Here is a 13,781-nt window from a genome sequence, read left to right on the forward strand (position 1 = left end):
CTTGGTGGTCAAAATCAAGGTCAAGACCCTGACGAGGGAAGCCGTTGAGCTTTGTAAAGAGCTCGGACTAACGGCAATCCCCGAATACAAGACGGAAGATGGCAGTAGGATAGACATAGCGGTTCTAAACGGCGAGGAAAAGCTGGTCGCAATTGAGCTCGAGGCGTCGTTTAAGTGGATGCGCCAGAGGGTTCTCTACAACGCCGTGAAGGCGCATCGCGCAGGCTTCCGGGAGCTCTGGATAGTAACACCCTTCAAAAAGCCGAAACTGGGGTGGGTTGAGGGATATGTTAAGGAACTTGGCCTTCGATTGGAATTTGTGAACGACGGGGAGATGTTGAAAAGGATAGACGAGCTCAAAGTCCAGTTGGCTCGTCTATGAAGAAAACCTCAACGTCGAACTTCTCCTTAATGAGCGGCATCAGCGCCTTTACGCCTAGCGTTTCTGTCTTGTAGTGGCCAGCAACCGCGACGCTTATCCCAAGATCCAGGGCGGTTAAATAGTTGGCGTGTGTAAACTCTCCGAGAACGAATAGGTCAATGTTCTTTCTCTTTGCTTCCTCCAGTGCAAAGCCACCGGAGCCCGTTATGGCTCCAACGCGCCTTATCTCCCTCACCCCGAACTCGTAGGTCTTAACTGTCGTGTCCAGCTTCTCCGCGAGAACCTGTGCCACTTCCTCTACCGGCTTTGCCTCCTCAAACTCCCCGATGTAGCCTATCGTAACCCCTCCGTACTCGCCGAAGGGTTCCTTCGGTTCAAGCCCGAGAAGTTTGAGGAGCTGGACGTTGTTTCCGACCTCGGGATGGGCATCTAAAGGCACGTGGGCTACGTAAAGGTTCATGCCAGCATCGAAGAGCGCCTTAAGCCTGCGGTATGTCACTCCGGTCACGTAGTCTATGCCACCCCATATCATGCCGTGGTGGACTATCATCATGTCGGCTTTGGCCCTGGCGGCCCTCTCTATGGTTTTCAGTGTCGTGTCAACGGCAAAGGCTATCCTCTCGATCTCCTCCTTCCCTTCCACCTGGAGGCCGTTCTTTGACTTGTCAGGGAAGGCGTTAATGTTGAGGTATTCGTTGAGAAATGCGACTATCTCGTCTCGCGCGACCATTTCGACCACCAAACTTAATCCCCGCGAGAGCTTTTAACGTCTCCGTATTCACTAACTGAATATCTCGAGCAACATCTCCGACCAGCTAACCTTTTAAAAGGCCTGCCCAACTCGCTCCGAGAGGTGTTGGTATGGGTGAGAGTAACAACTTCCGGCGAGCGGTTGAGGAGCTTGCGAGGGCAGTTTTGGCGGGCGAGATTAAAACGCGGGACGAGCTTAACCGCTATAAGATAATCGTCTCTAGGAAGTATCATCTGAGCAAGATTCCCGGTAATTCTGATATTCTCAAAGCCATTCCCGAGGGGGAGCGCGACCGCTTTAGGGATCTGCTCAAGAGGAAGCCGACCAGAACGATAAGCGGCGTTGCAGTCGTTGCCATGATGACCAAGCCCTTTCCCTGCCCCCACGGACGCTGCATCTACTGCCCGGGCGGTCCGAGCGTTGGCTCACCGCAGAGCTACACTGGAAAAGAACCTTCCGCTCTGAGGGCCGTCCAGAGCGCTTACCACCCCTACATCATCATGATGCGCAGGCTAAAGCAGCTCACTGACATAGGCCACGACGTGGATAAGGTCGAGGTCATAATCCAGGGTGGAACTTTTCCCGCGGTTGATCTGGATTACCAGGAGTGGTTCATCAAGTGTGCCTTCAAGGCCATGAATGACTTCCCGCACTTCAGGGACATAGAAAACCTCGAGGAGAAGCTCGTCCGCCTGATAGTCCACGGCGATAAGTCCGTTCTTGATGAGGATCCGAAGTTCAAGGAGGCCTGGGAGAAGACCCACAGAAAGCCCTACTATTATCTCGAAGATGAGCAGAGGAAGAACGAGAAGGCTAAGGTGAGGATGGTCGGGTTAACGATAGAGACGAGGCCTGACTGGGCCTTCGAGAGGCAGATTGACAGGATGCTCAAGCTGGGAACGACGCGCGTTGAGCTCGGTGTTCAGACGATTTTCAACTTCATCCATGAGAGAACCAAGCGCGGCCACGGTGTCGAGGAGATAGTCAAGGCCACCCAGCTCCTCCGCGACGCTGGATTGAAGATAAACTACCACATAATGCCCGGTCTGCCCGGGAGCAACTTCGAGAGGGATTTGTACACCTTCAGAGCAATATTCGAGGATGCTCGCTTCAGGCCGGACATGCTGAAGGTATACCCGACCCTTGTTACTGCCGACGCTCCTCTCTACCGCTGGTGGAGGGAAGGTAAATACCGGCCATACCGCACGGAGGAAGCCGTTGAGCTTCTCGTCGAGGCCTACAAGCTCTTCCCCAAGTGGGTTCGTGTCATGAGAATCCAGCGCGACATCCCGGCAAAGCTTATCGTCGACGGTGTCAAGCACTCCAACCTTGGGCAGCTCGTCTTCAACGAGCTGATTAAGAGAGGAATTCGCCCGAGGGAGATTAGGTTTAGAGAAGTTGGCCATATGATGCAGAAGTTCGGTGTGGAGCCCGAGATGGAGCACATTGAGCTTCTTAGGGAGGACTACGATGCAGCTGGCGGTAAAGATATATTCCTCAGCTTCGAGGACACGAAGAATGACATCCTCATAGGCTTCCTCCGCCTGAGGATTCCGAGTGAAAAAGCCCATCGGAAGGAGATAAACTGCTGTCCTTCGGCCATTGTCAGGGAGCTCCATGTCTACGGTCCGCTCGTGCCGATTGGGGGGAGACCGAAGTACGAGTGGCAGCATCGCGGCTATGGACGGGAGCTTCTTGCTGAGGCGGAGAGGATTGCCCGCGAGGAGTTTGACGTCAAGAAGATGCTCGTCATAAGCGGCGTAGGTGTGAGGGAGTATTACCGTAAGTTTGGCTATCGGAAGAACGGTCCGTACGTTGCCAAAAGGCTTGACAAAAGCTATGCAGACTTCGGCAAGAGCAAAAGCTTCGACGCACACTTAAACACTTGAAGGAACAGATAAAAAGGCTTATGTGGCTTGGGTCTCCCTTCTCTAGGACTTTTATAATACTCTTTTTGAGCATCATGAACAGCCAGCCGTTCTGAGGGTTGCAAATATCAGCCTAATCTCTAGTATCCACACCCAGTCTCTCTTGACGTTCTCTGGCTCCATTGTATCGTCTTCATTTGGTATTTAAAATTACTCCAGTGCATTTAAAGACTTTGTCCAAACTTTTTCAAGACCGTAAATCTTTTGAACATTGATAACCTACTTTGGACGAGGGATTCAGGATGGAGAAGAACAGGAAGATACGCATTCCTTACGAAATCTCTTTCAGGGGAAAAGTGCTCTTCCTAGTCCTGCTGTTTGGAATAGCGATATTCTTCATCGTGTACTACCCGCTTATCTCTCATCAGGTTAATCCATTTGACGTTGCTGCTCCAAAGGGCCAGATAGTCCTTGCTCAAAACTTCACGTTTGGATCTGTGAACTACACAAACGCCATCGCAATGACGTCCCAGAACAACATTCTGGTCTTAAAGGGAAACGATAACATGGGCGATACGCTTACGATGAAGATGGTTACCCCTGACTGGTGCATCGACCTATGGGTCTGGGGAGGCTCCACCAGCGGCTGGCAGCTGAAGTACAACTGTTCTCGGGAAATCCAGATAAGTCAGTACGCCTTCAGAAGAGTCCCGACCCATGAGGCAAGAGAGATACTTTACTGGTACCTTGAGTCTGGCTATATAATTGTGCTCCACGAGACAGGACCAGTGCAGAACTACGAGCTGGTGAACTTTACGGTAACATACGGGGAGACGACAGGAAACGGCTTCCTGAAGGTTGCCCTTGGTAAATCCTGATCCATGTTTGGAGGTGATCCTGTGAGGATTTCCTACGAGACCGAGTCGGCCATTAAGATCCTCGCTGCTGTTGCGATCATTGCAGTGGTTGTCCTTTACTATCTCCTTGCTCCCATAGTTACCCATAAGCCCGTGCCCTACGGTGTCGCTGCCCCGAAGGGTCAGATAATTCTGCTTGAGAACATAACCCTTGGAAAGTACAACTGGGAAAACGCCGTTGACCTTCAGAAGTACCTCATCCTCAAGGGCAGCGAGGACTATGGAGACTCCGTAACTCTGAAGCTCCAGAACCCTGATTGGTGCCTTGACATTGTCATCTGGGAGGGGCAGAAGTACGTGAGGACCGAGGAGTGTATCCGAGAACTTGTCATACCCAAATATCTGTTCGCGATAAGCAGCGCCTTTTACTGGTACGTGGAGAGCGGCTACCACATAATAGTCTACAAACGCGAAGGAACTCCGGAAAACTATGAGCTGGTGAACTTCACAGTGACCTACGGCGAAGAAACCGATTGGGGTGCCTTTAAGGCCGCCTATCCCAGGGACTAAACCCTTTTAAGGGTTCCCCATAACTTTTTTCATGCGCTTCAAACCAAAACCCTTCAAGGAGCCCGTAAAGTTCAGGTGCCTCTACTGCTTGGACTGCTGCAGGGGGAGGTTCATCTATCTAACCCTTAAGGATATACAGAAAATAGCCGAGGCTGGCTACGACCCGCAGGACTTCGTTCTTATGGTTCCCAGTGGGGATAAGGTTCGCTTCGTCATGGCCTACCGTGAGTGGGACCTCGGCTGCGTCTTCCACGACCCTGAGACGGGCAAATGCAGAATCCATGATAGAAATCCCGTAATCTGCCGCATCTACCCATTCATGGTCTCCAGGAAGCCCCTGGGAGTTGAGGGAGAGGAGCCCTTCGAGTACAAAGGCGAAAGGTTTTGGCTCTACTACGATGAGAGCTGCCCTGGAATAAACCCGGAGGAACCTGAGAGGGTCATAACTCCTGAGGAGATAGCTGAGCTCGGCCTCGAGTTTGAACATGAATTAGAGACGACGGATATGGAAGGTTTTCTCAAACTGCTTGAGGAACTCGACTGAGAAGATTAACCCTTATAAACGGCTTCCCCAACCCATGATTGATGTCGATGAGTGAACTCCGCTACAGGCGAGCCTCCTCATGGGAGTACGACCTGATCCTCCGCGAGGCGGAGAAGTACGGTGAACTTAAGCACCACACCTTCGCGATAGTCGAAGGAAAATTCCGGGACGTTTATGCGGTAAACGAGAAGGTATGGCAGGAGATAGAGGACCTCAAGATCAAGCCCTACGCCTACGGCACCTTCGTTGGCACTATCAAGGTTGACAAAAACCTCGTTGAGAAGTTCTATCCCAATGTCGAGTTCTTCTATTTTGTGGACATTCAAAAGAACTACGCAGTTCTAAGCCCAAAGGCCGGCTTTCTCTTCACAACCGGCAAAGACGTCCCGAGGAGCGGCGTCAGGAAGTACAACTGGCAGGGGACTAAAAAGCTGGTTGTTTTTGACGAGAACGGGATAATCCTTGGTATAGGAAGGATAAATCCAGACAGCCGGAACAAGTTCATCCTGAACGTCACGGACGTGGGCGAGTTCTTGAGGAGGAAGCGCTGACTTTTCCTAACCGGCCGTAACTTTTTTAAGACCTATTGCGTAGGCATAATTGGTAACAAAAGGTAACTAAAGGGGGTGACGCCCGATGATTAGGAGGGTAAAGACGGGCATCCCCGGAATGGACGAGGTTCTCCACGGGGGAATTCCCGAGAGGAATGTGGTTCTGCTCAGCGGCGGCCCTGGAACGGGCAAGTCTATCTTCAGCCAGCAGTTCCTCTGGAACGGCTTACAAAACGGCGAGCCTGGAATATATGTGGCGCTTGAAGAACATCCCGTCCAGGTCAGGCAGAACATGGTCCAGTTTGGCTGGGACGTCAGGAAATACGAGGAGGAAGGCCTTTTTGCCATGGTTGACGCCTTCACAGCTGGAATCGGTAAGAGCAAGGAGTATGAGAAATACATCGTCCACGACCTTACCGACATCCGCGAGTTTATAGACGTCCTCAGAACGGCCATCAAGGACATCGGTGCCAGGAGGGTCGTTATAGACTCGGTTACGACTCTCTACATCAACAAGCCGGCCGTCGCGAGAAGCGTAGTCATGCAGCTCAAAAGGGTTTTGGCTGGCCTTGGGGTTACGAGCATACTCGTCAGTCAGATAAGTGTCGGTGAGCGGGGCTTTGGTGGACCTGGTGTTGAGCACGGTGTTGATGGAATAATCCGCCTTGACCTTGACGAGATAGACGGCGAGCTGAAGCGCTCCCTCATTGTCTGGAAAATGCGCGGAACGAGCCACTCCATGAGAAGGCACCCCTTTGAGATAACCGACAAGGGAATAGTCGTCTATCCCGACAAGGTTCTGAAGAGGAAGGCCGTTGTTGAGCTCGAGTGAAAACTGGAGGGGGTGGGAGTATGGAGGTGCCGCTGAACCCGCTTGGGAGGGAAGAGATACACAGGCTCGAGAGTGTACTGCTCTTTGCAACCCTCTTCAGGCCCGAAGTGATAGAACTCATCAAGGATCCGGCCGAGAGGCTCACCTGGGTCGACAGCCTGGCCGTTGCAGCCGGGGCGATAGCCAGAGAGAAAGCCGGCATGACGGTGGGGGAAATTGCCGATGAGCTTGGCAGGACAGAGGCAACCGTTAGAAAGCATCTCAAGGGTGAAACTAAAGCCGGCCAGCTTGTCAGAGAGACTTATGAGCTCATCAAGCAGGGCAAGCTCGACGAGCTTGTGAAGAACGTCGAGGTCTTGGCCAAGGGCGGCCAGCTCATTGCCCTTGAGGAGTACGAGAATCTCAAGAAGGAGAAGGAAAAGCTTGAGGCCAAAGTGGGTGAACTTGAGAGGGCATTGAGGAATGCTCTGGCTGAGAAGGATGAGCTTGAGAAGGAACTCAGAGAGTTTGAAAGATTAGCTGGGGAGCTCGGAAGGGAGAACGAAGAGCTTAAGAACAAGCTCGAGAAGGTAAGGGAGATAACAACCACCCTGGAGAAGAAGATAGAGGAGATTAAAAGTCTACTCTGAGGTTCAGCTCTTTTCATCTCCGTTCTTTCTCTCGAGCTTCTCTTCCCAGGTAAGAATCATGTGGGTGAAGGTCTCGTCGTCCTCCTCGATACCTCTCTTGATCTCTGAAACGTGAGCATACTGGGCCTTTATCTTGTCGAGGATGTAGTCAACGGCTTTTTCCGGATCCGCGGTGGTTCCGCAGGTGTAGACGTCGAGAGCAGCGTAGCCCTTCTCCGGCCAGGTGTGAATCGAGATGTGGCTCTCGGCAACGATGACCACTCCGCTGACACCGGTTGGTGAGAACTTGAAGAAGTAGCTTGCTTTGACCTCCATTTTGCCTACTTTGGCAGCCTCGAGGAATATCTGCCTTATCTTGTCAGCGTTACCGAGGATTTCTGGATCGCAACCTGCAGCCTCAACCACGTAGTGAAACCCTATCGTCTCCATGGCCTCTCACCTGTTGTTCCAGTAGGACCTACCCTTTTTAAAGTTAAGCCCTGAAGCGAAGAGACCTGGGCGGGTCTTTCGGGCGTTGAACTGTTCAGAACGGGTTTTGAATGCATCAAACTGACAGTTACTTACCGTTTTTGAAGTTTCCCGTTGGTTGCTGCATAAATGAACTTTCTGCGGTTCATTCGGTACCTTTATCCATTCTGGTGAGCGGTGGCCATTTTTAAGCTTTGAACCACTAATTTTAAAACTCGTCAAGCGAACTAACGACAAGTTTTGCAAAAACTCAGAACGGGGTGAAGGTATGTCGAAGTCTAAAACCAAGGACATTGCCACCGCCGGGGAAGCTGTCCGCGCTAAAAAGCGGCAGAAGCTGAGCTTCCTCGCAAGAATGGAATACAAAAAAATGATTACCTACCCGCTGGCGGTCTTTATAGTCGCCCTGATTCTCCTCGCGGTTAACTTCCCCACCCTCGGAATAGACCTTCAGGGTGGTGTGGTGGTTACCGCCTATGGAATAGACGCAAACCCTGACGAGCTGGCTAAGTACATAAGCGACCAGATCGGCGTCGACGTGAGGGTTGAGAGCTTCACCGGCGTTGATACCAACGGCGTCAGGGTCTACGCTCCGGTTGGAACAGACCCCCTCAAGATAATCAATGTGATGAAAGTCAGATATCCAGACGCGGAGTACACACACAGCGAAGTTCAGCCGACCTTTGGTAAGATTTCGCAGCAGCAGGGAATAAAGGCCCTTATCTTTGCGTTCATTGCAATGGCCGTTGTTGTGTTCCTGTTCTTCAGGAACCTTGTCCCGTCGCTCACGATAATCTTCTCGGCCCTCTCGGACATGACCATTGCGGTTGCCATGATGGGACTCTTCGGGATACAGCTCACCACTGCGACGATAGCTGCACTGCTCATGCTCATCGGTTACACCGTGGACAGCAACATCCTCCTTACCACGAAGCTCCTCAAAAGGAAGGAGGACACCATAGAGGAAGCATACCTCGCGGCGGTCTCCACTGGATTCACTATGACCACAACGACCCTCGGTGCACTCCTCATCCTCTGGCTCATATCGACATCCCAGACCATAGATAACATAGCAATAGTCCTCATCTTCGGTCTCCTTGCGGACTTCATGAACACATGGGTGCTCAACGCCGGAGTGCTGAGGTGGTACCTCGCCAGAAACGCCGTCAGGGGTGGTAACGAATGAAGAGAAGAACCAAAAAGCTCCTCCTTAACTGGAGGATAATCCTCCTCACCCTGGTTCTCATTGGTTCAATTGCGACGCTCGCGGTCAGGCCGCTCACCTTTGGTATAGACATCGCCGGTGGTGTAGCCATTGTGGCCCAAACTGAACATCCCGTTGACGCTGACACCATGCAGCTTGTTGTTGATTCCCTCCAGAAGAGGCTGAACACCCTTGGTGTTAAGGACATAACCGTCGAGGCCCAGGGAGACCAGATAGTGCTCGTCAAAGTCGCCAACGTGACGACTCCTGAGGAGGCCAACCAGATCAAGAACGTCATCGAGAGTCAGGGTGTCTTTTACATGGAGTTTGGGGGTGTAATCTTCGGAACCGGCCGGGACGTCGAGTACGTGGGTATATACCAGATAAAGTCTGACAACACATGGGCCGTTCCCTTTAGGATATCCAAGAGCGCCGCTGAAAAGTTTGCCGAGCTGGCCAAGGGTAAGGCCGGCTGGCCCGTCGATATGTTCCTTGACCCGCCCGTTAACTCCCTCATGGTCGTTTCGGAGAGCGTTTACAAAACCCTGAACAGCTCGGAGTTCAACGCTCAGGCTCCGGAAGCTCCGACCCTTATGGAGAGGATAACGAAGGCTTTCAACATAACCGTCGTCACCTACGCCAACCAGAGCGCTGATGAGATTGCCAAGCTCGCCGAGGGTAAGGAGAAGGTCGTTCTCGTGGACGTTCCTCAGGAACTCCAGCCCGAGCTGGAGAACATGAACGTTACTGTGAGGTTCGTCCCGAGGAACCCGGGAGAGAGCGACCACTCTCTCATCATCAGGGTTCTCGGTCTTTACGGCCCGTATTCGGTTGGTGAGGGTCTTGCAACCGGCACTCCCCAGCAGGAGGTCCAGATAACCGGAACCGCCCCGGACAGGCTCACCGCCGAGCAGGAAGCCAGTACCATCTACACCGTTCTAAAGAGCGGTTCGCTCCCGGTCAAGCTCACCGTTGTTGGCATGGAGTTCATTTCCCCAAGGCTTGGTGAGGGCTTCAAGAACCAGGCCCTCTACGCTGGAATAGGCGCCCTCATAGCGGTGCTCCTCATAGTCTACTTCCACTACAGGAACTGGAAGATAGCCCTACCAGTTGCCTCGACAAGCCTCTTTGAGGCCATAATCATCCTCGGCTTTGCAGCGCTCATCCAGTGGAACCTTGACCTGCCGAGTATAGCCGGTATCATAGCTGCAATTGGTACGGGTGTTGACCAGCAAATAGTCATAACCGATGAGCTCCTCGGAGGAGAGAAAACCACGAAGATAACCAGGCGTTCCAGCGTGCTCAAGAGGATGGGCAGGGCGTTCTTCGTCATATTCGCCTCAGCAGCGACGACCATAGCGGCCATGAGCTTCCTGCTAGTGTACTTCGTTGGCACACTCAAGGGTTTTGCTTTCACGACGATACTTGGTGTGCTCATTGGAATCCTCATCACGAGGCCAGCCTATGCTGAAATAGCCAAATACATCCTCGGTGAGGACTGATGTTCGTCGTGATAATGGGCGCCGGAAGGGTTGGCTACCTCGTGGCGAAGATGCTCGAGGAAGAGGGCCATGACGTCACCATAATCGAGATGGACAAGGAGAGGGCCAAGGAGCTCTCCCTTCTTATTAACGGTCTCGTTATCGAGGGCGATGCAACTGACCCGAAGACGCTCGAGGAGGCCAACATAAAGCAGGCCGATGCATTTGCGGCTCTAACAGGCAAGGATGATGCCAATCTGCTGGCGTGCATACTGGCGAAGCACCTTAATCCAAAAATCAAGACCTCCCTCAGGATAGGAAACCCCAAGAACAGGCGCATCTTCGAGGAAGTAACTGACCTCAAGAGGTACTTCGACTTCGTCATATCCCCGGAGGAGATAGCGGCTGAGTACATAAGCAGGAACATCGTCACTCCGGGCTTCGACAGGGTGCTCTTCCCCAAGGAGGGAGCAGAAATAGTGCGCTTCACCATAGACACGGACAGTGAGATATCCGGAAAGCTCGTCAGGGATCTCAAGATACCCAAGGATGCCCTCATCATAGCCATCTACGATGAGAAGGGCAACCTGCTGATACCCTCCGGCGATACAAAGCTGCCAGAAAGAGGCCAGGTAATTGTCTTTGCCAAGAACAGTGTTCTCGACGACGTGAAGGAGCTTCTGGAGAAGAAGAAGCCTACAGAAAAGCGGGAGTGAAGTTTTTTCCTCCCCTTTTCTTCTACCATAAACTATTTAAACCAATTAGGGAAGCCAAAGTTGGCGTGAGAAACACCTGTTTTCAGGGTCATTGGGGGGCTCATCATGGAGGATGTCATCAAACAGATTGTTGACGCTGAAAAGCAGGCCGAAGAAAGGATTGAAAAGGCAAAGGAAGATGCTAAGGCTATAGTCCTTAAAGCAAAGGAGGAGGCAAAGCTCATTGAGAGCAAAATAATCGAGGAGGCCGAGGAGAAGGCAAAGGCCCTCATTGAAAAGGCCCGCCTCGAGGGTGAGGAAGAGGCCAAGAAAATCCTCGAAGAGGGTGAGGCTGAGGTCGAGGAGCTCAAGATAAAGGCCACCACAAACTTTGAGAAGGCCATCTCCGCTGGCATAGAGCTCGTAAGAGGGAGCTGAGATGTTCAGGCCCGAAGAGATGGTCAAAATCGAGGTAATCACGCTCAACCGTTACAAAGATGCCTTACTGACTTACCTGCATGAGCAGGGTATTGTGGAAATCAGGGAGCTCGAAGTCAAGGTTGCCCAGAAGGATTCTCCCAACGAGTACCACAGAAAGGCTGCCTCGTACAGCATAACTATTTCCAGACTGGTTGATTTCCTTAAAACCTACAGAAAGGCCAATGGCGGAGGAATAAAGGAGTTCTTCTTCCCGCCCGAGAGGGCGAAGAAGACTTACAAATATGGAGGAATCGAGAAGCTCATAAAGGATGTTGAGGACTTTTTAAGCGTCGTCGAGCCCGAGATAAAGGCCGTCGAAGGTAAAATCACCGCGACTCAGACTGAGATCGAGAGGATAAAGGCGGACATAACGATTCTGGAGCTTCTTTCGGCGCTTAACCTTGATGTTTCCTATCTCAGGCCCACAGATATGGTCGAAATAGTTGTCGGAACCGTCGACAGGAACAAGTTCAATCCGCTCATTGAGGAGGTAAAGAAGGCCACCGAGGGCAGGGTTGTCTTTGTCTCCAAGGATTTCAAAGACAAAGTTCTGGTCGTGTTTGCCTTCCTCAAGAGGGACTACGAGAAGGCCAATCCAGTCTTAGCTAAGTACTCCCTTGAGAGGATCGAGGTTCCAGAGGGAGAGGGAACTCCACGGGAGCTCATAAAGGTCTACGAGGAGAAGCTCAGGACCAAGGAGAAGGAGCTTGAGAAGGCCAAGAAGGACGCAGAAATGCTTGCAGAGAAGTACTACGAGGACGTGGTGTTCTACCAGGAGCTCATGGAGAACGAGAGGGACAAAGCGACGGTCCTTCCAATGCTCGCCAGAACCAACATGACCTTTGCCATGACCGGCTGGCTCCCGAGGAGTGAGGTTCCGAAAGTTCTGGAGGGCATAAAGAGAGTCACCAAGGGTAAGGCCTACATCAACATTATGGAACCGAGCAAGGAGGAGCTCGATGAGATTCCAATCAAGCTCAAGAACCCCAGCTGGGCGAGACCCTTCGAGATGCTTACCGAGATGTACGGTGTCCCCAAGTACAACGAGATTGATCCGACGCCGATAATAACCTTCACCTACTCGTTCTTCTTCGGTTTCATGCTCACCGACTTTATGTACGGCCTTATAATAGCCATAGTCGCCGCACTGCTCGTCAAGGGCCACAAGAAGTTCAACGATGGTGCATACAAGTTTGCCTACACTCTGCTCATTAGCGCGGCCTTCACCATGATTATGGGTGTCCTCTTCGGCAGCTACTTCGGCAACGCCCTTGACTTGGCGGGCTTCAACGTCTGGCGCAAGTGGGACAGCATGACAGACGCGCTGGTAGTCCTCCAGCTGGCGCTGGCGATAGGCCTGGCTCACCTCTTCACTGGCTATACAATAGGCTTCATAGTCAAGGTGAAGAACGGCGAAGTCAAAGACGCAATCCTCGACCAGCTCTCATGGATGTTCATAATACTCGGTGTTGTCTTCCTCGCGCTCGGAATGACCGGCAAGGAAGCCCTCACCCTTCCGGGCAAGGCTCTCTTCGGAGCTGGCCTAGTGCTCTTCATAATCGGCGAGTTCAGGAACGGTGCACTGGCTGTGTTGCTGACCATCTCGGACTTCTTCGGCTTTGTCGGCAGCTGGCTCAGCTACGCAAGGCTGATGGCACTGGCCTTAGCTACCGCTGGAATAGCGATGGTCATCAACATCCTCGTCCAGATGGTCTGGGGTGTTAGCATAGGCCCAGTTCCGATAGGCATAGTCATTGGTCTCATCCTCTTCGTTGGCGGCCAGCTGTTTTCGGTCGCCATCAACGCCCTCGGAGCGTTCGTCCACTCGCTCCGTCTCCAGTACGTTGAATTTTTCGGAACGTTCTACTCAGGTGAAGGCAAGCCCTTCGAGCCTTTCAAGGCCAAAAGGGAGATCTCAAAGTTAGAGTTTGAAGCTTAAGGAGGTGTTTGAGAAATGGACCCGATAGTTTACGTATCCCTCGGTGCGGCACTCGCCGCTGGTATAGCAGGTGCAGCCTCGGCGTTCGGTGTCGGAATAGCCGGTGCAGCCGCTGCCGGAGTGGTCGCTGAGGACGAGAAGAACTTCAAGAACGCCCTCATCCTTGAGGGTCTACCAATGACCCAGAGCATTTACGGACTCATTACGCTGTTCCTCATCCTGATGGTCTCAGGAATCCTCGGTGGCGGCTTTAAGTTCACCGACCCGAACAACATGGACAACGTAGTTAAGAGTGCCATACTCCTTGGTGCTGGCCTTACCGTCGGCCTTACCGGTCTCTCGGCCATACCACAGGGTATCATAGCCAGCGCAAGCATCGGCGCGGTTGCCAAGAACCCGAAGACCTTCACCCAGGGTATCATATTCTCGGCTATGGCCGAGACCATGGCAATCTTCGGTCTCGTTGGAGCCCTCATCATGATAGTTACCGGAGTCGGCTTCTGACTCCCAAACTTTCTTTATAGCCTAAG

Annotated in this window: 16 protein-coding genes; 14 read left to right on the top strand and 2 right to left on the bottom strand. The window is 52.3% G+C overall.

Translation table 11 applies throughout. The annotated features are described in order from the left end of the window. Positions 1–4: 4 nt before the first annotated feature. A complete protein-coding gene (locus E3E26_RS03060) occupies positions 5–382 on the top strand; it encodes a hypothetical protein (protein ID WP_167899844.1) in 378 nt (125 codons plus the stop codon). Here E3E26_RS03060 and E3E26_RS03065 read toward each other — a convergent pair. Further along, entirely contained in the window at positions 357–1,112 is a 756-nt protein-coding gene (locus tag E3E26_RS03065) for a Nif3-like dinuclear metal center hexameric protein (protein ID WP_167900132.1), read from the bottom strand. The two genes, E3E26_RS03060 and E3E26_RS03065, sit on opposite strands and share 26 nt — an antisense overlap. 131 nt (positions 1,113–1,243) lie before the next feature. On the opposite strand from E3E26_RS03065, the gene E3E26_RS03070 reads away from it, so the two are divergent. The 7 genes from E3E26_RS03070 to E3E26_RS03100 all read left to right on the top strand — a co-directional run bounded on the left by E3E26_RS03070 (position 1,244) and on the right by E3E26_RS03100 (position 6,984). After that, positions 1,244–3,022, top strand: a complete 1,779-nt coding sequence (locus E3E26_RS03070) for a tRNA uridine(34) 5-carboxymethylaminomethyl modification radical SAM/GNAT enzyme Elp3 (RefSeq protein WP_167899845.1) — start codon at positions 1,244–1,246, stop codon at positions 3,020–3,022. 263 nt (positions 3,023–3,285) lie between these two features. Next, positions 3,286–3,879, top strand: coding sequence for a hypothetical protein (locus E3E26_RS03075; protein ID WP_240911627.1), 594 nt, complete (start codon positions 3,286–3,288; stop codon positions 3,877–3,879). A 21-nt stretch (positions 3,880–3,900) separates the two neighbouring features. Continuing rightward, entirely contained in the window at positions 3,901–4,428 is a 528-nt protein-coding gene (locus E3E26_RS03080; protein ID WP_167899846.1) for a hypothetical protein, read from the top strand. Between the two features lie 31 nt (positions 4,429–4,459). Then, entirely contained in the window at positions 4,460–4,972 is a 513-nt protein-coding gene (locus tag E3E26_RS03085) for a YkgJ family cysteine cluster protein (protein WP_167899847.1), read from the top strand. 41 nt (positions 4,973–5,013) lie between these two features. Then, entirely contained in the window at positions 5,014–5,523 is a 510-nt protein-coding gene (locus E3E26_RS03090; RefSeq protein WP_370520074.1) for a PUA domain-containing protein, read from the top strand. Between the two features lie 85 nt (positions 5,524–5,608). Next, on the top strand, positions 5,609–6,355 hold the full coding sequence (locus E3E26_RS03095) for a KaiC domain-containing protein (protein WP_167899848.1): 747 nt from the start codon (positions 5,609–5,611) through the stop codon (positions 6,353–6,355). A 20-nt stretch (positions 6,356–6,375) separates the two neighbouring features. Beyond that, positions 6,376–6,984 (top strand): hypothetical protein, encoded by a 609-nt coding sequence (locus E3E26_RS03100; protein ID WP_167899849.1) that lies wholly within the window; start codon positions 6,376–6,378, stop codon positions 6,982–6,984. Between the two features lie 3 nt (positions 6,985–6,987). Here E3E26_RS03100 and speD read toward each other — a convergent pair whose 3' ends face one another. Then, the gene (gene speD, locus E3E26_RS03105; protein WP_012572704.1) at positions 6,988–7,413 is read right to left on the bottom strand and encodes an adenosylmethionine decarboxylase; all 426 of its coding nucleotides are present in this window, start codon (positions 7,411–7,413) and stop codon (positions 6,988–6,990) included. Positions 7,414–7,720: 307 nt separating this feature from the next. Between speD and E3E26_RS03110 the strand changes: the two genes are divergently transcribed. From E3E26_RS03110 to E3E26_RS03135, 6 genes are all read left to right on the top strand, one after another. Beyond that, the gene (locus E3E26_RS03110; protein ID WP_167899850.1) at positions 7,721–8,638 is read left to right on the top strand and encodes a protein translocase subunit SecF; all 918 of its coding nucleotides are present in this window, start codon (positions 7,721–7,723) and stop codon (positions 8,636–8,638) included. Next, positions 8,635–10,158: a preprotein translocase subunit SecD gene (locus tag E3E26_RS03115; RefSeq protein WP_167899851.1), complete on the top strand. Its 1,524-nt coding sequence runs from the start codon at positions 8,635–8,637 to the stop codon at positions 10,156–10,158. Before E3E26_RS03110 ends, E3E26_RS03115 begins: the two co-directional genes overlap by 4 nt. Next, the gene (locus E3E26_RS03120) at positions 10,158–10,853 is read left to right on the top strand and encodes a TrkA family potassium uptake protein (RefSeq protein WP_167899852.1); all 696 of its coding nucleotides are present in this window, start codon (positions 10,158–10,160) and stop codon (positions 10,851–10,853) included. The genes E3E26_RS03115 and E3E26_RS03120 overlap by 1 nt, the downstream gene beginning before the upstream one ends. Before the next feature lie 105 nt (positions 10,854–10,958). Then, entirely contained in the window at positions 10,959–11,270 is a 312-nt protein-coding gene (locus E3E26_RS03125) for a V-type ATP synthase subunit H (RefSeq protein WP_167899853.1), read from the top strand. Position 11,271: 1 nt separating this feature from the next. Next, complete coding sequence (locus E3E26_RS03130; RefSeq protein ID WP_167899854.1) at positions 11,272–13,251, top strand: V-type ATP synthase subunit I; 1,980 nt, start codon at positions 11,272–11,274, stop codon at positions 13,249–13,251. 15 nt (positions 13,252–13,266) lie between these two features. Beyond that, entirely contained in the window at positions 13,267–13,755 is a 489-nt protein-coding gene (locus tag E3E26_RS03135) for a V-type ATP synthase subunit K (RefSeq protein ID WP_167899855.1), read from the top strand. Positions 13,756–13,781: the final 26 nt, after the last annotated feature.

This window comes from Thermococcus sp. LS1 (assembly GCF_012027395.1).
Taxonomy (GTDB): domain Archaea; phylum Methanobacteriota_B; class Thermococci; order Thermococcales; family Thermococcaceae; genus Thermococcus.